This window comes from Martelella sp. K41-7 (assembly GCF_055808365.1).
The window spans coordinates 4,028,695-4,045,955 of the sequence record NZ_CM147867.1; the positions used below are offsets into that span (position 1 = coordinate 4,028,695).

Genomic DNA, 17,261 nt, shown 5'->3' on the forward strand with positions numbered 1-17,261 from the left:
GACTGTCAGGCTTAACGGGTGCGACCTTTTCAGAACCGGCCTGATCAGAACCGGAACGTGAGTCCCACGGTCGGGCCCTGCATATCGACATCGAGCAGTTTGCCGTCATTTTCATAGTCTATGGACAGGTATTTGTAGCCGAGCGACAGCGCTGTGGAGTGCGAGAAGTCGTATGTGACCGCCCCCATGGCCTGCCATGTGAGGTTTGAACCGGCGGAAAAGCCGCCGATATCGGCCTGACCGACAAAGCCGAAGCCCTTTCCGAAATCATATTCCATGCGCGCGCCAACGGCCGGATCGACCCAGCCGAAGTCCCGCTTTGCCCGATAGCTGTTGGATGTGCCGGGTATTTTGACTGAAATATCGGTCCACGCCTGGAAAACGCGGACGCCGGCAAGCGCGTCGAATGTGAAGCCGTCGGTATCCGCGAGACGGTAGGTGCCGAACAGCGCGGCATTGAGCAGCTGGGCGTCGAGACTGGCGTCGATGCCTGGCACAGGACCGAATTTGGGAAGTGTAACCGGGCCGGTGGCATTTTCTTTGCCACTGTCGATATACATGACGTCCGCATAGACGCCGAACTGGCCATCCGTCGCAAGGAAATTGACGAAGCCGGCAAGCTTCAGATTTTCCAGCAGTTCAGAAAAGCTGCGGTCAACTGCCACGGTCGGGGCGCCGCTGAAGGGCGAAATTTTCCCGGAAATCCCAGCCCCCCAGATATAGGGCGTCAACTCGAAGCTCCAGCTATTGGTCGTGATCGGCACCACCGGTGCCGGCTGAGGCTGTTGCGGCGTCACCGGGTCGGCGGCCAGTGCTGCGTCACAGATTGCGATTGTTACCAGGCCCGCGAGAGCCAGTTTTGCGGCAGATGTGTGCATCCCAGCCTCCTAGGCCAATGTGTTCTTGAAGAGGCGGCCATCTTTCATGATGATGGCCATGTTGTCAGGATCGGCGATGAGAGAAATATCCTCAAGCGGATTACCGTCGATCAGCAGCATGTCGGCAAAGGCTCCGGTCTCGATGACGCCGAGACGTCCACGATAGGGATTGCGCTCGCCGGAAAGCTGAAGCAGTTCACCGGTCCGGCTGGTGGCGAGCTTCAGAACATCAGCGGGCGAGAACCATTCGGCGAGCTTTGCCAACTGCCGGCCTTGCGAATTCGTCCTTGCCGGATTGAACAGGATATCCGTACCCCAGACCATGCGTTCGATGTTGAATTTGCCGGCCCATTCGAAACATCGCACGGTGCCTTCGGCTATGTTGCGCTGGTCCTGACGCTGCTGTTCGGTGGCCTGCGGGTTGGAATCAGCGTCGGCCAGAAAGGGCTGAATGCTCCACCAGGTGCCGGTGTCGACCATCATGCGCACGGTTTCCTCGTTCGCCAGTTGACCGTGTTCGATACAAGCGACGCCGTTTTCGATCGAACGCTTGATGCCTTCGGCAGTGTAGACGTGGGCGCAGACATACGTGCCCCAGTCCGATGCCGCCTGTACCGCCGCCCGTATCTCTTCCGGGGTGAACTGCAGGCTCGAAATCGGATCATATTGCGAGGACACGCCGCCGCCGGTCATGATCTTGATCTGGCTTGCGCCCAGCATCAGCTGTTCGCGCACGCGGTTCAGAACCTGCGGAACGCCGTTGGCGATCGAGGAGATGCCGGCTTCTTCGGCATGGCTCAGATTGGTGTTGTCGGAGGCGGGGATCTCATAAGGAAACCGGAAATCGCCATGGCCGGAAGTCTGGGTGATCATCGCGCCTGCGGGATAGATCCGCGGGCCGATCGCCTTGCCGTCGTCAATTGCCCGTTTGAGCGCGAAGGACGGGCCGCCAACATCGCGCACGGTGGTAAAGCCCCGCATCAGCGTCTTTTCGGATTCGGCAGCGGCGACGAGATGGACATAGGGGACCTGGGCAGTCATCGCTGTCTGCATCGAAATGGCGCAGAGCAGTGAATGCCAGTGGGCATCAATCAGCCCCGGTATCAGGACGCGGTTGCCGCAATCGACGACATCAACGGCGGCCACGTCCTCGGCGACAGGGGGCAATGCCTCGATCCGGCTGCCGCGCACCAGAACGTTGCGTCCCTCGATCAGATTGTTGGAAACTCCGTCGAAAATGCGGACATTGGTCAACAATGTCGCGCGATCATTGGCCTCAGCCAGAGATGGTACGGAGGCGAGCGCACCGGCGGCTATGGTTCCGGCAACGCCCTTGAGGACCGATCGCCGGCTGAAACCTTCCATGAGGCGTTGATTGAGGCGTACGAATTCCGGTGCGTGACACGGGCATCCCGCTCCGTGAACGAGATGTTGGTATTTTGACCCTGCGCGCATCGTCTTCTCCTGTTGCCTTCGGTAAGCTTGACCAATTTTTATAGGTCACGGCCTTGTTGGCCAGAACCGATTCAATGAAAAGCTGTGCCCTTTCGGGAAGATGATTTCGGTCTATGGCGAGCCGGTGGTTTCAGCAAGACTGGCGGAGGAATTCACGGTCCGGCCCATGCCGTCGAGGAACCGGGCACCGGCGCTCCTGAAGCGGCTGCCGAGTTCGGTGTCTTCGCCCAGTTCGGGATAGATTGCCGCAAGAGCAGCATAGCGGCTGTGATTGAGCATGTCGCGCGAGCCGACCGATGAGATGTCGATCAGTGCGACATTCATCTTCTGCGCCTGTTCAAGGACTTCGGGATCGGTAATGTCGAGCTGGCCGGCACGCTGTCGGTTACCCTGGATGAACCGGGAAAAGCCCAGTGCGCGGTCGTCACCGGACACCATCACCATCAAGGGGGGATCGAGAGGTCCGATCACATCGACCTGGGAGGCAAAGACGTCCTCGTCTATATCGGGCGCGGCAAGAATCACATTGAGCTTGCGCAGTGCCTGTTTGTTGCCCTCAAGGCTCAGCTGTCTCAAGGCTTCCATCGTCAGCCAGCCCCCCATGCTGTGTCCGAACACCAAGACTGAGCGGACACTGGAAAGTGCCGTGACCTGTTCAAGGACATCTGTCAGCCCGTCGCGCGAGAAGGTGGCGGATTCCTTGTCGGTCGCATAGTCGAGAATGCGCGCCTGCGAAGGCCATGAAAACAGAATCGGCACACCGGAAACACTGCTGTCGGCGGCCAGTTGGGCCATCCGGAAAAGGGCTTCCTGGAACGAGACATTGAACCCATGGACGAAGACGCCGGCATTGCCCTTGCCGGTTTCGCGCGCGCGCTTGGCAATCCGGGCATCGAATGCCGATTGCGACAGTACGGTATGTTTCAGAACCGTGAAATGCTCATCCGGGCGTGGTATTCGGGAATAGGGCCATTCGATTTCGCCTGGGTCGTGGCCAGGCGGGATCGAGATCACGAATTCCGCATAGCTCAGCTCGTCCTCACGCTCAGGAGTAAAGCCGTCGATCGCCTCTTCGGCGCGCTCGCGCGTCGTTGCGACATAGACGGTGACGGTGCGTTTGTCCTCGACGTTTTCGGGATATGGATAGATCGTCTCTGGACCGGGCCTTGCTGAGCAGGCGGAAAGCAACAGCATGGCAAGGCATGCAAGGGCGAGGCGCACAGCACCAACCCGCACGCTGAAGCGGTCGATACCATTTTCGAGAGTGTTCTTCGCGATCTGCATGATCCGATTTCTTTGCCTCGGGTCTGCGCGGGCGGTCGCCCCGTTCACTTTTCCTACGGGCGCTCTTGCCGGAAAGCAAGTATTGTCCGTCCGCAAACCTGTTTCATTTCACGAAATTTTCTACTTACGAAGCTTGCCTTGACCGCTTTTGACCGACCCGATAACACTTTTTCAAGGACCTGTGACAAAGGGAGAAGAAGGCGATGACGGAAAAAAGCGAACAGGACAACCCGTTTGATCTCAACGACGAGACCTACGGTGCGTCCGATCTTTCGGCGATCCTGCCGAAGTCAGGCTTTCCTGAAAAAGAACGTGCTCCGCGTCTTACCTATGCCGCGATCCATGACGAGTTGCTGCTTGACGGCAATGCCCGGCAGAATCTGGCGACCTTCTGCCAGACTTGGGAAGAGCCCGAAATCCACAAGTTGATGGACGAGTGCATCGACAAGAACATGATCGACAAGGACGAGTATCCGCAGACGGCCGAAATCGAGGCCCGTTGCGTGCGGATGCTGGCCGATCTCTGGCACGCGCCGGAAGGTCCGGCGACGGGCACGTCCACCACGGGGTCTTCGGAAGCTGCCATGCTGGGCGGGCTTGCGCTGAAGCGCCGTTGGGAGGCAAAGCGAAAGGCCGAAGGCAAGCCAACCGACAAACCGAACCTGATCACCGGTCCGGTGCAGATCTGCTGGCACAAGTTCACCCGCTACTGGGATGTCGAACACCGTGAAATCCCGATGGAGAACGGCCGTCTGCTGATGACACCGGAAGAGGTGCTGAAGCTTTGCGATGAGAACACGATCGGCGTCGTTCCGACCCTTGGTGTGACCTATACCGGTGAATACGAGCCGGTAAAGGCAGTTTCCGATGCGCTGGATGATCTTCAGGCGCGTACGGGCCTCGATATTCCGATCCATGTGGATGGTGCCAGCGGCGGGTTTCTCGCGCCCTTCTGTGCGCCGGAGCTGGAGTGGGATTTCAGTCTGCCGCGGGTGAAATCGATCAATGCTTCCGGACACAAGTTCGGTCTGTCGCCGCTCGGCGTCGGCTGGGTGTTGTGGCGCGAGGAGCAGGACCTTCCCGAACAGATGGTGTTCTGGGTCAATTATCTCGGCGGTAATATGCGCGATATCGCGCTCAACTTCTCGCGCCCGGGCGGGCAGATCATCTGCCAGTACTACAATTTCCTGCGCCTCGGCCGCCAGGGCTACCAAAAGGTTCATGGAGCCTGCTACCGCAGCGCTGCCTATCTGGCGCAAGAGCTGGAAAAGACCGGTCTTTTCGACATCGTCTTTGACGGCGACATGGCAAAGGGCATTCCGGCGGTGTCATGGAAACTGAAGGAAGGAATTGCGACCAATTACACGCTGTTCGACCTTGCCGACCGGTTGCGCGCGCGCGGCTGGCAGGTTCCGGCCTATACGCTGCCGGCCAATTGCGGTGATCAGGCGATCCAGCGCATTCTGGTGAGAAACGGTGTTTCGATTGATCTCTGCTCGCTGCTGATCGACGACATGAAGGCGGCGATCGATTATTTCAAGGCGCATCCGATCGTGAAGCCGCTGACAGAAGACGAGGCTTCCGGCTTCCACCACTGAATTGGGCAGATTTTAATTGCATGGCTTATAACGCCGCGTCTTTCGGGACGCGGCGTTTTTCGTTCTGTGGTGCTCAGTGCGCCAGCAACACCTTTTCGGCATCGGTGCTGCCCTGATTGAAGGCTTCGAGCGGGACGACTTTGGGCCCGGTGGCCCCGGCCTTCAGCGTGGCAAGATCGAAGGATACATAGCCGAGGCTGTTATAGGTGCGCAGCATCAATTTTCCGCGTTCCAGGTCGATCAGCGTGATCCAGGAGGTGTATTCGGTAATGAACTCCGGCTTTTGCGCCGGCTGCTGGCCGGTCAGCTTCGTGGCCGATTCCGTCAGCGCGCTTGCCTTGGCGCTGGAGTAGACCGAGGCGCCCTTGGGCCGGTCGAACTTGTTCATCACATGGCCAAGCTGGCGGAGCGACGCCTCGGAACCGTCCGTCTTTTCACTGAACTGAGCGTAATAGACTGCCCGCACGAAACGGTCGACGGCAGTGTCGGAGCCAGGCAGCGTCACTGTGGCGATGCCGGAATCGGGCTGGATGAAATCCTGACCCAGGAAGGTCGCGCCTGAACGGTCGACATTGTTGAGGTGGGTATAATTGTTGAGATTGGTCACGTGCCAGTCAAAACGCGGGCTGTTGGTCATCACTCCCAGAGGATTGTCGAAGATATGGCGCTCACCATCGAAGAATTCGATGACGATCGAGGCGCCGCTCTTGTCGTGAACCGTATAATGGAACGGCGGAACGACACCGCCGAGCGCTTCAAGTGGATCGACCAGCACGGTCTGCTTTTCCAGCGCCTGTTTCACTTCCGCCACGGTTGAAAACTGTGCCAGCATCCATGCGCCGAGGTCGATCGCGGAAAGTGCGGGCACGTCCTGCGCTTCGGTGTCATCCGGGCCATGCGTGTCGGCAAAGGCGAGCAGCGAGAAATTGAGCCCGGCCTCGTTCAGGCCCTCGACCACTTTCAAATCCTTGACGCTGCCATTGGGAACTACGACGCCGAAAATGTCATAGCGGCTTTCATAGTTCAGCGGTGCGTGACCGCCTGCCTTCGATGAAAGCGGCGTGCCCTTGGGCAGGAAAGCGGCCAGATAGGGCAGTTCAACTGGAAGCTCCAGCGTTCTTCCTGCGTAAACGGAGCCGGAAAGATCAGTGTAGAGAAGGGACGTGCACATGGATGACCTCGCTGGTACTAATTGCTTGAGCGGCAGGGTATTGTGGGGCTTAAAGGTGCGCAAGTCTTGAAGACTTCCCAATTCATAGCGAAGCGTCTACGTTTCCGGTTTTGCCGACAGACAGACTCGCGTTGGCGCGGGTCGCGGGTTCGCTTCAGGAGGAAACCAGAATGACGGCCTATGAGATCAAACCGGATTTTCTGATTGAAGACGAGCAATCTCTGAGGGATCTGTTTCCGCCGGTCAGCGGGTTGGCCGAAAAGAAGTGGGACTGTCCTGATTTTTGTGCTCTGGCGTGGTAACTGCTCTTTGAGGAGACCCACGTATGAGCATCGACAAAGAACTCCTGGACCGCCTGATGCAAGGGCGCTCGCCCGGTGACCTTTTCGGCAAGGATGGTATTCTGTCCGAACTGACGAAAGCACTGGCCGAACGTGCCCTGAGCACCGAGATTGACGTCCATCTCGACGAAGAGCGGGCTGAGGCTGTGCCCGAAGGCCATAACGAGCCGGCAAACCGCCGCAATGGCAGCAGCAGCAAGACGGTGACCACCGACAGCGGCAAGGTGGTCCTCGACATCCCACGCGACCGCAACGGCACCTTCGATCCGGTGCTGATCGCCAAATACCAGCGCCGCTTTCCCGATTTCGACCGCAAGATCATCTCGATGTATGCCCGGGGCATGACGACCCGGGAGATCCAGGGGCATATCGAGGAAATCTACGGCGTGGAGGCGTCCCCCGGCCTGATTTCCGCCATCACCGATAGCGTGATGGATGAGGTCACGGCATGGCAGAACCGGCCTCTGGAGCCCTGCTATCCGATCGTCTTCATGGACGCGATCCGGGTCAATATCCGCAGCGACGGCGCGGTCTCCAACAAGGCGGTGTTCGTGGCGCTGGTGATCCTTCCGGACGGCACGCGCGACGTGCTGGGCCTGTGGTTCCAGGCCAATGAAGGCGCCAAATTCTGGGCCAGCGTGCTTTCCGATCTGCGCAACCGGGGTGTTCAGGACATTCTGATCGCCGTGGTCGACGGCCTCAAGGGCTTTCCGCAGGCCATCGAGGCAGCCTTCCCGAGGACGCAGGTTCAGACCTGCATTGTCCATCTCCTGCGCCATTCCATGAATTTCGCCAGCTACAAGGACCGCAAGGCCGTCGCCAAGGCGCTCAAGACGGTCTACACCGCCGTGAATATCGAGGCGGCGGAAGAAGCGCTGGCAACTTTCGAGGACAGTGACCTTGCCGGGCGCTATCCGGCGATCGCGCCAAGCTGGCGGCGGGCCTGGAACGAGGTCATCCCGTTTCTCGACTATCCGCCCGAGGTGCGCAGGCTGATCTACACCACGAATTCCATTGAGGCGCTGAACTCGAAAATCCGGCGCGCCGTCAGAACGCGCGGACACTTCCCGAGCGATGAGGCTGCGGCCAAGTTGATCTATCTGGCCCTCAATGCTACCTCAACCGAGTGGAAGCGTTCAGTGCGAGAATGGCACGCCGTCAAAAGCCAGCTCGCAATCATGTTCGAAGAACGTTTCCCTATGTCCTGAAACAACGCCAGGGCACAAAATTCTAGACAGTCTCAAAGAAGTGCCTGTCCGCACTCGACGGCCATGCTTCAGCCTTCATCGAACGCGCGCCCTTTCTATGTCTCGGCACCCAGGGCAGTGATGGCCGGGCCGATGTCAGCCCGCGCGGCGATCCGGCGGGCTTCGTCAAAGTGCTCGATCCGAAGACATTGGCGATCCCTGATCGGCCCGGCAACAACCGGCTCGACAGCCAGTCAAACATCGTCGCCAATCCGAATGTCGGTCTGCTGTTCATCATTCCGGGGTTTGACGATACGCTGCGGGTTAATGGCAAGGCGCAGCTGACGCGCGATCCGGCCCTGCTTGACACCATGCGTGTGAAGGACCGCGCGCCCAGTCTGGCGATTGTGGTCAGCATCAGTGAAGTGTTCATGCACTGCGCCAAGGCCTTCAGGCGCTCGCATCTTTGGAGTCCCGATCATTTTCAGGACCGTTCCGGCTTTCCCTCGCTGTCAAAGATCATCCTTGACCAGACCACCGGTGCGCCGCAGGACGATGGTGAGATGGAGCGGATCGACGCCGATCTCGAGGACATCTACAAGAAGACGCTTTACTGAGGCGCGCGTGCCGTTGATGTGGCCGGTCGGGTCTTGATGCGCTGACCGGCCTCGTCGAAGAGGTGGACATCGGCGACATCGAAGGTGACATCAATCGATGTCCCGGTTTTCAGCACATGCTGGCCGGCCAGCACGGCCATCACACGCTCGCCATTGCCTGCCGTGGCATAGATAACGGTTTCTGTGCCAAGCGCCTCGACAAGGGTGATATCGATGGCGAAACTGCTTTCGCCGTCGCTGGCAAGACGAATATTCTGCGGGCGGACGCCGACCGTCACCTTTGATCCCGCTGGCGGAAGGTCGCCTTCAACCGGCACATCGATTTCCTCTTCGCCCAGAAGGTTGAGGGTGATGTTGCCTGCTTCAGCCTTTGTAATCGTGGCTGGCAGGAAATTCATCGCCGGCGATCCGATAAAGCCTGCCACAAAAAGATTTGCCGGCGTGTTGAACAGTTCCAGCGGCGTCCCGATCTGCTCGACAATACCCTGGCGCAGAACCACGATCCGGTTGGCCAGCGTCATCGCTTCCACCTGGTCATGGGTGACATAGATCATCGTCGTCTTCAGCCGGCCGTGAAGCGCTGAAAGCTCGGCGCGCATATGGACGCGCAGCTCCGCGTCGAGGTTCGACAGTGGCTCGTCGAACAGGAAAACATCCGGATGGCGCACAATCGCGCGACCGATGGCAACCCGCTGGCGCTGGCCGCCGGACAGTGCCTTGGGCTTGCGGTCGAGATAGGTTTCCAGCTCCAGCATTCTGGCCGCGTCCATCACGCGGGCTTCGATCTCGGCCTTGTTCATGCCCGCGAACCTGAGCGCAAAGCCCATATTTTCGCGCACAGTCATGTGCGGATAGAGCGCATAGGTCTGGAACACCATGGCGATGCCGCGCTTGGCGGGGTCCTCGTCGGTCATGTCCTTGCCGCCGATGGCAAGTGTGCCCGAGGTGATGTCCTCAAGTCCTGCGATCATGCGCAACAAGGTCGACTTGCCGCAGCCCGAAGGGCCGACAAACACGACGAATTCCCCCGATGTGATATCGAGATCGACGCCCTTGATGACCTCGATCGACCCGAACGACTTGCGGATTGCATTCAGCGAAACGTCAGCCATGGGAAAACCTCAGGAAAGCGTGAAGGTAACGGTCTGGTCGGCAAACGGCCGGCAGCGGACGGAAAGTGTCATCGTGCCGGTCTTATCGCCAGCCTCGATGTATAGCCCGGCTGTGCCGCCCTTGAAGCTGACGAGATCCGGGCCGACGATCCGGCCGGGGCCTTCAAGCGATAGGGCGGCAGGATCGTCGAAGAAGGGCAGGATATTGCCCGCCTGATCGAGTGCACGCAGGATCACGCGGACGCAGTCCTTTTCACCGGCCTTCATGTGTGTGTCGTCGGGCGCGATCTCCAGCATTGTCGGTACAGGATCGGCGCTGAGATTCACCGTTTTTACCGGCTTGCCGTCGACATAGCCGGTGACCTTGCCGTCTTTCCAGACGCGGCCCCACTCGCCGAACTCTTCCGGTGTGACCGAACGCAGGTCGATGACCACGGGTGGATGCGGCAGGTGCGGATAGGTGGCCCGGTCGGGCTCGAGCCTGCGCGGCTCCATATCGCCGAAGCTGAACTCGATATAGTCGCAATTGGTGAGAATGATCAGCGGCAGCACCCCGCCGATATTGCGCTCGCCGCGCGCCCAGAAGGTCACGGGCCTCACCACCACGCCGTTTTCCGGCTCCCCCTGCGAGGCGTAGGCGAAGGCTGCAAGCTTCGGTTCGCGGTACATGTCGAGCACGCCGTGATAGCAGATGCGGTCGCCCGAGCCGAAATCCTGGTGGGTGTTGTAATCGAACATGCACCAGCCCGTGCCACCGGCAATCGTCGGATCGCCCGCGATCGCGTTCAGCATCTGCAGATGGCGGGTCACATGTTCGGCCTGGCGCTGCTCCTGATCGAAGCGCTTGGTCGGATACATATGGCCGCAATATTCGGTGATCATGTAGGGCACGTCATGCGAAAGTCCGGTGACCTTTTTCTGCTCGCGACGGTGGATGCGGGATTGATTGCTGCCCGGCATTTCCTCCATGCCCAGCACGAAATCATTCATCGTGTAGACATCTTCCAGCATCTCGCTGTCCTCGATACAGCGCACGCCGCCCGTCGGCCGTGTGCTGTCGAGTTCGTGCGCCAGACGGTTGGTCTCGGCATAAAAGTCGTGGTCGTCTGCCGACTCGTTGATCCGTACGCCCCAGATGAAGATCGACGGATGGTTCCAGTCGCGCCTGATCATCCGCTCGACATTGGCAATCGACTCCTGCTTCCAGCCCTTGTCACCGATATGCTGCCAGCCAGGAATTTCCTCAAACACCAGAAGCCCGATTTCGTCGCAGCGGTTCAGGAAGTATTTCGACTGCGGATAATGCGAGGTGCGCACCACATTGCAGGCAAGATCGAATTTCAGAATATCCGCATCCTTTTCCTGCCCGCGTTTGCCCATGGCATATCCCAGATGCGGCCAGCTCTGGTGGCGGTTCAGCCCGCGCAGTTTCAAAGGGCGACCGTTGAGGCGAAAGCCGTCGGTGGCAAAGGCAACGGTGCGGAAGCCGAAGCGGGTGGTCACGGTATCGCTGCCGGCTTCCGTCTCGAGTGTCACTGCGAGCGTATAAAGCGCCGGGTCGTCAATGTCCCAGAGTCGGATGTTTTCAAGCCCGCCCATTTCGAACATCGCGTTCATGCCGGTGACAGTGATCTCGGTCGTGGCAAGGCTATGGCCGTCAGCATCGTAAAGCGTAGCCTTCAGCGTCGCACCGTCCGCTGCGAGGCCTTTCAGACTGACATCCGCGCGCACACTTTTCTGCGGAGCGAGCGCATCGGGCGTTTCGACCTTGACGTTTTCGATTGCCGTCGGTGTCGTCACCTTGAGCCAGACGTCGCGGTAGATGCCTGCGAAGGTGAGGTAGTCGATCATATAGCCGAAGGGCGGGATATCCGGGTTCTCCGAACCGTCGATCTTGACCGTCAGCAGGTTGTCGCCGTCCTTCAGGCGCCCGCTCAGATCAACCTCGAAAGGCGTGTATCCGTCCTTGTGGGCAAGCAGCTTCTCGCCGTTCAGATAAACTACCGTATCCGCCATTACCGCATCGAAAACGAGGGTAATGGCCTTACCTTGAAAGGCGGGGTCATTGGCGATGACCTTCTGATAGGTGAAGGGCTTCTGGTAGCTGTTTTCGTCGAAATAGTTGAAGGGCAGTTCAACGGCCGTGTGGGGCAGCATCACCGCCTCGCCATCCTGAAGCGCCCGCGCATAGCTTTCCTCAAAGCCTTCCGTGAAGAACCAGCCGGTGTTGAATTTATCGAGTTTGCGCATCGTCATGACCTATTTGACCGAGCCAAGCATGCCCTGGACGAACTGGCGCTGCATGGCGAAGAAAATGAAGAGGGTGGGAAGGGTGGCAAGGATCGTGCCGATCATCACCGTGCCGTAGTCGGGATAATAGGCCGATGCCAGCGACGAGACGACGAGGGTGATCGTCTTGGTCTCGTTCGACTGCAGCACGATCAGCGGCCACAAATAGTTGTTCCAGTTGAGCATGAACACGATGACGAAAGCCGCAGCGTAGGTCGATCGCATCACCGGAAAATAGATATAGAAAAAAATCTGCCATTCCTTCAGGCCATCAACCTTGGCGGCGTCGCGCAGTTCGGACGGAAAAGCCTTGGTGGCCTGCCGGAAATAGAAGATCACGAAGGCCCAGGCGATTGTCGGCAGGATGATTGCGATATGGGTATCGATAAGCCCGGCCTTTGCCATCAGCATGAACAGCGGGATCATGATCGCGGCAAACGGCACCATCAACGTCAGCAGCACGAGCGTGTAGACCCTGTCGCGAAATTTCGAGCGGAAGATCTCGAAACCGTAACCGGCAAGCGAGGAAACCAGCAGCGTCAGGAACGTGCCGGCAACCGCGATCTTGACCGAGTTCCACATGATCAGCGGGACGTCGACCTGGGTGAAAAACATCTTCAGATTGTCGATGAATGCCGCGCCGAAGGAGGCCTTGCCGGTGACGATATCGGCTGTGGTGTTGGTGGCCGAAATCACCATCCAGATGAAGGGGAAGACGGAGATGAAGGCGGCAAGCCCGAGCGCGCCGTAAAGCAGGGCGCCGGACAGATAGCGTGTGGTGTAGCGCGGCATCATTTGCGCTCCCTCGCGGCATAAAATTGCAGGAAGGACAGAATGGCGACAATGACGACGATGACGTAGGAGACCGTCGCGGCGTAGCCGAAATTGGGCGTGAAGCGGAATGTCAGATTGTAGATATAGAGCGACAGCGTCAGCGTCGAATTCGCCGGTCCGCCAGTGCCTTCGGTCAGGTTGTAGACCTCATCGAAGAGCTGCAGCGTGCCAATGGTCGAGGTGATGGTGGTGAACAGGATCACCGGTTTCAGCATCGGGATCGTCAGATGCAGAAACTGCCGCCATTTCGGCACACCGTCGACGCGGGCGGCCTCGTAGATCGACTTGTCGATGTTCTGCAGTGCGGCCAGATAGAAGATCATATTGTAGCCGGTCCAGCGCCAGGTAATCGCGAGGATGACCAGAAGCTTGGCCCAGAACGGATCAGTAAACCACGGGATCGGAATATCGATGAGACCGATGCTGAGCAGCGTGGAGTTGACGATGCCGTCGGTGGCGAACATGCTCTTGAACAGGATCGCATAGGCAACAAGCGACGACACGCAGGGCAGGAAGATCGCGGTGCGGAACAGGCCGCGGAATTTCAGCTTGGGGCTGTTGAGCGCGCTGGCAAGGATCAGCGCCAGCATGATCATCACCGGCACCTGAATGACGAGGAATGTCAGCGTGTTGGTCAGTGCCTGCAGGAACACCGGATCGTTGAAAAGTCGCTCGATATTTCCGAAGCCGACGAACTTTATCATCATGCCCCGTCCCGAATAGAACGAAAGCACGAGTGAGCGGATGATCGGATAGAACATGAATGTGCCGATCAACAGCAGGGCTGGCACAACGAACAGCCAGCCATTCACGTCGTAAAACCGTTTCAGATTGCCGGGTCTCGCATTCATGTCCGCATCTCGCCCCACAAGTCTTCAGAAAAATGGCCAAATCGTCCGGCGGGCTGTCGGCCCGCCGGAAAAACCGGCAATAGCGGGCATCAAACGCCCGCTAACGCGCTCGGCTGTTACTGGATTTGATACTTGGCCTGTTGCTCGATCGCCTTCAGCACTTCATCGATCGGCTTGCCGTCGACCAGTGAGCGCAGGTTGGCGGTCACCGCGGTATCCAGCTCATTGGTGAAGATGCCGTAGTCGACTGCGGGGATTTCGTTCAGCCAGTCGGAAAACCGCTGCCAGACCTCTTCGCCGCCGAAGAATGGATCAGCCGCCTGATAGGCTGCGCCTTCACGCGCGGCCAGAAGCGAGCCGACGGCGCCGCGTTCGGTCAGGATCTTCTGATAGAACTCGACATCATTGGCGTAGATCTCATTGAGGAAGTCGATCGCCTCGTCCTTCTCGCTGGAAGAGGAGAGCACATACCAGCTCGAGCCGCCGAGGTTCGAGGCATGCGTCGCGCCCTCGACACCGGCAAGTGACGGGATCGGTGCCACGCGCCATTTGCCGGCCTGATCTTCCTGGGCCTTGATGGTGCCGGTAATCCAGACGCCGGTGATCACGGACGCGGTGTTGCCCGAGGTAAAGGCGTTGACATAGTTGGCCCAGCCGGTGGCCGGATAGAGGATTCCGGCGCTTTCCATTTTTGCCTGGGTTTCAAGCGCGGCCTTGAGCGCCGGATTGTCGACGACATCGAGGTCGCCGTTTTCGTCGAAATACCATCCGCCTGCCGATTGCATCATGATGCGGGTCATGCCGCCGTCATTGAGGTCGATCGAGGTCATCTTGTGACCGGTCTTTGCCTCAACCTGCTTGCCGATCTCGATGAAACGGTCCCAGGTGATGTTTTCCATGTCTTCCGGTTTGAAGCCGGCTTCTTCTAGGTAGTCGCTGCGATAGTAAAGTCCGGTGACGCCGCTGTCGAAGGGCATGCCATAGACCTTGTCGTCAAGCGTCATCAGCTCGACCTTGTAGGGCGCGAACTTGGAATAATCGACGACATCATCCATCGGCGCAAACGAGCCGGGGAAGGACTGAAGGTATTTCTGTGCGCCGTAATCCTCGATCAGCACGATATCGGGCAGCGCCTTGGTGGTTCCGGAAGCAAGGGCGGTCTGCAGCTTCTGCTCGACGTCAAGCTTGGCGAAGTCGACGACATTGAAGGTCGTGTCGGGATGGGTCTTCGAATAGATCTCGCCAGCTTCCTTCATGATGGCGACATTGAAATTCGGGTCCCAGCACCAGATCGTGATCTCGCCGGCAAAGGCCGCCGATGCACTCATGACGCAGGCGCTGGCAAGGGCTGCACCCGTAATCCGCTTCAGCACGGTATCCATTGGTTTCCTCCCGTTTGGACGATCGCTCGGCGGCACTCTCCTTGCCGCCTGACGAAAGGCTAACGTTAAAACCGGACGAACCGCAATAAAAAATTTAGTAAAATAATAAGTAAATTTTTTACATACCGGGTGGCCGACGACAGCTCTCCCGCCAGATCATGTCTGCCGGGATGTCGACGCGCTTGGTGTATTCGCGCCCGTTGATCCTCTCCACAAGCAGGTCGACGGCACATTCGCCGATGGCCTCTCCGGGAATTTTCATGGTTGAAAGCGGCGGGGTCAGAAATTGCGCCACCGGGATATCGTTGAACGAGGCAACCGCGATATCCCCGGGCACCGAAAGTCCCGCTTCCTGCATCGCCCGGCAGGTACCGATGGCGATATTGTCATTGGCTGTCAGGATCACGTCTGGCCGGTCGGGATTTTCGAGAAGGGTCCGCGCATTTTCATATCCGACCTCGAGACGCAGGTTTTGGCCGTTGTTGCAATCGTCGTTGAGTGCGATCAGTGCCGGATCGAAACCGCCATGTTGCTTCTGCCATTCGACATAGGCAAGGCAGCGCGCTTCGCTGTAGGGGCTGCCTTTCCGGCTGATCCGGTCTTCCGCGCCGATAAAGCCGATCCGGCGGTATCCGGCTGCATGAAGCCCGTCCAATATGGTGCGCGTGGCAAGGGCGAGGTCGCTTGAAACACAGTCGAAGCGCTGCGCCTCGGGCACGAAATCCGCAAACACAAGGTGGCGGCTGTTTTCCTCGAGAAATTCAATCTCGTGGGGGCGGTGCTTGCCGATCGCGATCACCCCGGTCATGCCTTGCAAAAGCGCCGCCTCGCTCTCCAGATCGCTGTGGAAGACCTTGACGATCTCGGTGCCATACGCCTGGCAGTGGCGTTCGATGCCGAGACGCACGCCGATGTAATAGGGGTCGATCAGTTCCTCGTCGCGGTCGAGAAAGTGGACCGTGGCTAGGCGCGGCATAGGCTGCGTCCGCTTGGCTGTGCGCAGCGGTCCGGTCTTTGCGCGAAGCCGGTTGCGCGGTGTGGCGTAGTTGAGCGCCTCGGCGGTTTCGATGATCGCCTTGCGCTTGACCTCGGAAACCGAAAGCGTCGGATCATAGTTGAGAACACGCGAAACCGTGCCGGTCGAAACACCGACCGCTTTGGCAATTTCCCGCAGTGTAACCATGTGCATGCGCCTCAAAAATGAAAGTGGGGTAAATTTTTACCAATTCGGCGGCGCCTGCAAGCCTTTCTTGTCCGTCGCCCGATTTAACTGTTCTCAACTGTCTCGATCAGCTCCATCCCGCCGACAGCCGGGGCGAATTCTGTCCAGACCCCTTTGGCCCCCGCCCGCCAGGCTTCCATGTCTTCAGGCTGGAAAATTTCTCCGCCGTTTTCGCGTGCAGTTTCCATCGCCGCAGTCTCGTCCTCGACGATCAGTGCGTTGAAATAGAGTGCAGCCTCGGTCGAAATTTCGTTCAGCACGGCCTGGGTTTCGGTGTCGAGCCCGTTCCAGAACCCTTGCGCGAAATAGATCACGCCGGAGGCGCGGATGTGACCGGTCTCGGTCAGGCAGGGCACGACCTCGTAGAGCTTGAAGCCGGCATAGGCGGATTTGGTCAGGTCCATGGCATCCGCGACCCCTGTTGCAAGCGCGTTGTAAGTCTCGGTGATCGGAATGCCGACGGGGACCGCGCCGAAGGCGCTCCAGAGCCCGGTGTGAAGCGGGCTGTTGATGACCCTGATGGTGACGCCTTCGAGCTGCTCAGGCCGTGTTACCGGCGTCTTGGCCAGAAGATGGCGGGCACCGTAATCGATGAAGCCACCGACGACGAAGCGTTCATCGGCAAGCTGCGCCTTCAGCCCGGCGCCGACAGGCCCGGTGACGACGCGCCGCAGGTGTTCAGGGCTTCGGAACAGGAACGGCAGGTCGAGGATTTGCAGTTGCGGCACCCAGGACGATAACGCGGAGACGGTAGACAGGCTCGCCTGCACCGAGCCGAGACGGATGCTGTCGGCGACCTGTTTTTCGCCACCGAGCGCGCCGTTGGTGACGATGTTGAAGCGGAAGCGGCCGGGCAGCCGCTCCTCGGCCTTTTCGGCAAACAAGCGCCAGATCTTGGTCTCGGGCTTGTCCTCGCCCAGAAGGGAGGCGACCGTCACCGTGGTCTGGGCGTGGGCGGGGCGGGCGATATAGGGGGCGGACAGAACCGCCAGTGTTCCGGCTTTCAGAAATCGACGGCGATTGAGGGTCTGCATGGGGTC

At 59.0% G+C, this 17,261-nt stretch carries 14 protein-coding genes and 1 pseudogene; 4 read left to right on the plus strand and 11 right to left on the minus strand.

Translation table 11 applies throughout. From position 1 onward, the window contains the following. Nucleotides 1-44: 44 nt before the first annotated feature. The 3 genes from AC0L7L_RS19175 to AC0L7L_RS19185 all read right to left on the minus strand — a co-directional run bounded on the left by AC0L7L_RS19175 (nt 45) and on the right by AC0L7L_RS19185 (nt 3,617). Complete coding sequence (locus AC0L7L_RS19175) at nt 45-878, minus strand: porin family protein (protein WP_473510777.1); 834 nt, start codon at nt 876-878, stop codon at nt 45-47. Between the two features lie 9 nt (nt 879-887). Next, nucleotides 888-2,333 (minus strand): metal-dependent hydrolase family protein, encoded by a 1,446-nt coding sequence (locus tag AC0L7L_RS19180; RefSeq protein WP_272213708.1) that lies wholly within the window; start codon nt 2,331-2,333, stop codon nt 888-890. 111 nt (nt 2,334-2,444) lie between these two features. Continuing rightward, on the minus strand, nt 2,445-3,617 hold the full coding sequence (locus AC0L7L_RS19185; RefSeq protein WP_473510779.1) for an alpha/beta hydrolase: 1,173 nt from the start codon (nt 3,615-3,617) through the stop codon (nt 2,445-2,447). A gap of 203 nt (nt 3,618-3,820) precedes the next feature. Between AC0L7L_RS19185 and gad the strand changes: the two genes are divergently transcribed. Beyond that, entirely contained in the window at nt 3,821-5,215 is a 1,395-nt protein-coding gene (gene gad / locus AC0L7L_RS19190; protein WP_473510781.1) for a glutamate decarboxylase, read from the plus strand. Nucleotides 5,216-5,288: 73 nt separating this feature from the next. On the opposite strand, the gene AC0L7L_RS19195 is transcribed toward gad, so the two are convergent. Then, nucleotides 5,289-6,386, minus strand: a complete 1,098-nt coding sequence (locus tag AC0L7L_RS19195; RefSeq protein WP_272213713.1) for a linear amide C-N hydrolase — start codon at nt 6,384-6,386, stop codon at nt 5,289-5,291. 170 nt (nt 6,387-6,556) lie between these two features. Between AC0L7L_RS19195 and AC0L7L_RS19200 the strand changes: the two genes are divergently transcribed. From AC0L7L_RS19200 to AC0L7L_RS19210, 3 genes and pseudogenes are all read left to right on the plus strand, one after another. Further along, the gene (locus AC0L7L_RS19200) at nt 6,557-6,688 is read left to right on the plus strand and encodes a hypothetical protein (protein WP_272213714.1); all 132 of its coding nucleotides are present in this window, start codon (nt 6,557-6,559) and stop codon (nt 6,686-6,688) included. 23 nt (nt 6,689-6,711) lie between these two features. Continuing rightward, nucleotides 6,712-7,935 carry an IS256 family transposase gene (locus tag AC0L7L_RS19205; protein WP_473510784.1) on the plus strand — a complete coding sequence of 408 codons (1,224 nt, stop codon included), beginning with the start codon at nt 6,712-6,714 and terminating at the stop codon, nt 7,933-7,935. 38 nt (nt 7,936-7,973) lie between these two features. Further along, nucleotides 7,974-8,531 (plus strand): annotated as a pseudogene (locus tag AC0L7L_RS19210) (pyridoxamine 5'-phosphate oxidase family protein); the annotation flags it as partial. On the opposite strand, the gene AC0L7L_RS19215 reads toward AC0L7L_RS19210, so the two are convergent. The 7 genes from AC0L7L_RS19215 to AC0L7L_RS19245 form a co-directional block, all read right to left on the minus strand. Further along, a complete protein-coding gene (locus tag AC0L7L_RS19215; protein ID WP_473510786.1) occupies nt 8,525-9,643 on the minus strand; it encodes an ABC transporter ATP-binding protein in 1,119 nt (372 codons plus the stop codon). The pseudogene AC0L7L_RS19210 and the gene AC0L7L_RS19215 sit on opposite strands and share 7 nt — an antisense overlap. 9 nt (nt 9,644-9,652) lie before the next feature. After that, nucleotides 9,653-11,893, minus strand: coding sequence for a glycoside hydrolase family 2 protein (locus tag AC0L7L_RS19220; protein ID WP_473510789.1), 2,241 nt, complete (start codon nt 11,891-11,893; stop codon nt 9,653-9,655). A 9-nt stretch (nt 11,894-11,902) separates the two neighbouring features. Further along, nucleotides 11,903-12,724 carry a carbohydrate ABC transporter permease gene (locus tag AC0L7L_RS19225; protein ID WP_473510792.1) on the minus strand — a complete coding sequence of 274 codons (822 nt, stop codon included), beginning with the start codon at nt 12,722-12,724 and terminating at the stop codon, nt 11,903-11,905. Then, nucleotides 12,724-13,617 (minus strand): carbohydrate ABC transporter permease, encoded by an 894-nt coding sequence (locus AC0L7L_RS19230; RefSeq protein WP_473510794.1) that lies wholly within the window; start codon nt 13,615-13,617, stop codon nt 12,724-12,726. The genes AC0L7L_RS19225 and AC0L7L_RS19230 overlap by 1 nt, the downstream gene beginning before the upstream one ends. A 116-nt stretch (nt 13,618-13,733) precedes the next feature. After that, a complete protein-coding gene (locus AC0L7L_RS19235; RefSeq protein ID WP_272213720.1) occupies nt 13,734-14,999 on the minus strand; it encodes an ABC transporter substrate-binding protein in 1,266 nt (421 codons plus the stop codon). 118 nt (nt 15,000-15,117) lie between these two features. Beyond that, entirely contained in the window at nt 15,118-16,182 is a 1,065-nt protein-coding gene (locus AC0L7L_RS19240) for a LacI family DNA-binding transcriptional regulator (RefSeq protein ID WP_272213721.1), read from the minus strand. 83 nt (nt 16,183-16,265) lie between these two features. Then, nucleotides 16,266-17,255, minus strand: a complete 990-nt coding sequence (locus tag AC0L7L_RS19245) for a TRAP transporter substrate-binding protein (RefSeq protein WP_272213724.1) — start codon at nt 17,253-17,255, stop codon at nt 16,266-16,268. Nucleotides 17,256-17,261 lie beyond the last annotated feature (6 nt).

What these genes read in the sequence shown, in the direction of transcription:
- AC0L7L_RS19175 (WP_473510777.1), bottom strand. Translation starts at nt 878, where the DNA reads ATGCACACATCTGCCGCAAAACTGGCTCTCGCGGGCCTGGTAACAATC.
- AC0L7L_RS19180 (WP_272213708.1), bottom strand. Translation starts at nt 2,333, where the DNA reads ATGCGCGCAGGGTCAAAATACCAACATCTCGTTCACGGAGCGGGATGC.
- AC0L7L_RS19185 (WP_473510779.1), bottom strand. Translation starts at nt 3,617, where the DNA reads ATGCAGATCGCGAAGAACACTCTCGAAAATGGTATCGACCGCTTCAGC.
- gad (WP_473510781.1), top strand. Translation starts at nt 3,821, where the DNA reads ATGACGGAAAAAAGCGAACAGGACAACCCGTTTGATCTCAACGACGAG.
- AC0L7L_RS19195 (WP_272213713.1), bottom strand. Translation starts at nt 6,386, where the DNA reads ATGTGCACGTCCCTTCTCTACACTGATCTTTCCGGCTCCGTTTACGCA.
- AC0L7L_RS19200 (WP_272213714.1), top strand. Translation starts at nt 6,557, where the DNA reads ATGACGGCCTATGAGATCAAACCGGATTTTCTGATTGAAGACGAGCAA.
- AC0L7L_RS19205 (WP_473510784.1), top strand. Translation starts at nt 6,712, where the DNA reads ATGAGCATCGACAAAGAACTCCTGGACCGCCTGATGCAAGGGCGCTCG.
- AC0L7L_RS19215 (WP_473510786.1), bottom strand. Translation starts at nt 9,643, where the DNA reads ATGGCTGACGTTTCGCTGAATGCAATCCGCAAGTCGTTCGGGTCGATC.
- AC0L7L_RS19220 (WP_473510789.1), bottom strand. Translation starts at nt 11,893, where the DNA reads ATGCGCAAACTCGATAAATTCAACACCGGCTGGTTCTTCACGGAAGGC.
- AC0L7L_RS19225 (WP_473510792.1), bottom strand. Translation starts at nt 12,724, where the DNA reads ATGCCGCGCTACACCACACGCTATCTGTCCGGCGCCCTGCTTTACGGC.
- AC0L7L_RS19230 (WP_473510794.1), bottom strand. Translation starts at nt 13,617, where the DNA reads ATGAATGCGAGACCCGGCAATCTGAAACGGTTTTACGACGTGAATGGC.
- AC0L7L_RS19235 (WP_272213720.1), bottom strand. Translation starts at nt 14,999, where the DNA reads ATGGATACCGTGCTGAAGCGGATTACGGGTGCAGCCCTTGCCAGCGCC.
- AC0L7L_RS19240 (WP_272213721.1), bottom strand. Translation starts at nt 16,182, where the DNA reads ATGGTTACACTGCGGGAAATTGCCAAAGCGGTCGGTGTTTCGACCGGC.
- AC0L7L_RS19245 (WP_272213724.1), bottom strand. Translation starts at nt 17,255, where the DNA reads ATGCAGACCCTCAATCGCCGTCGATTTCTGAAAGCCGGAACACTGGCG.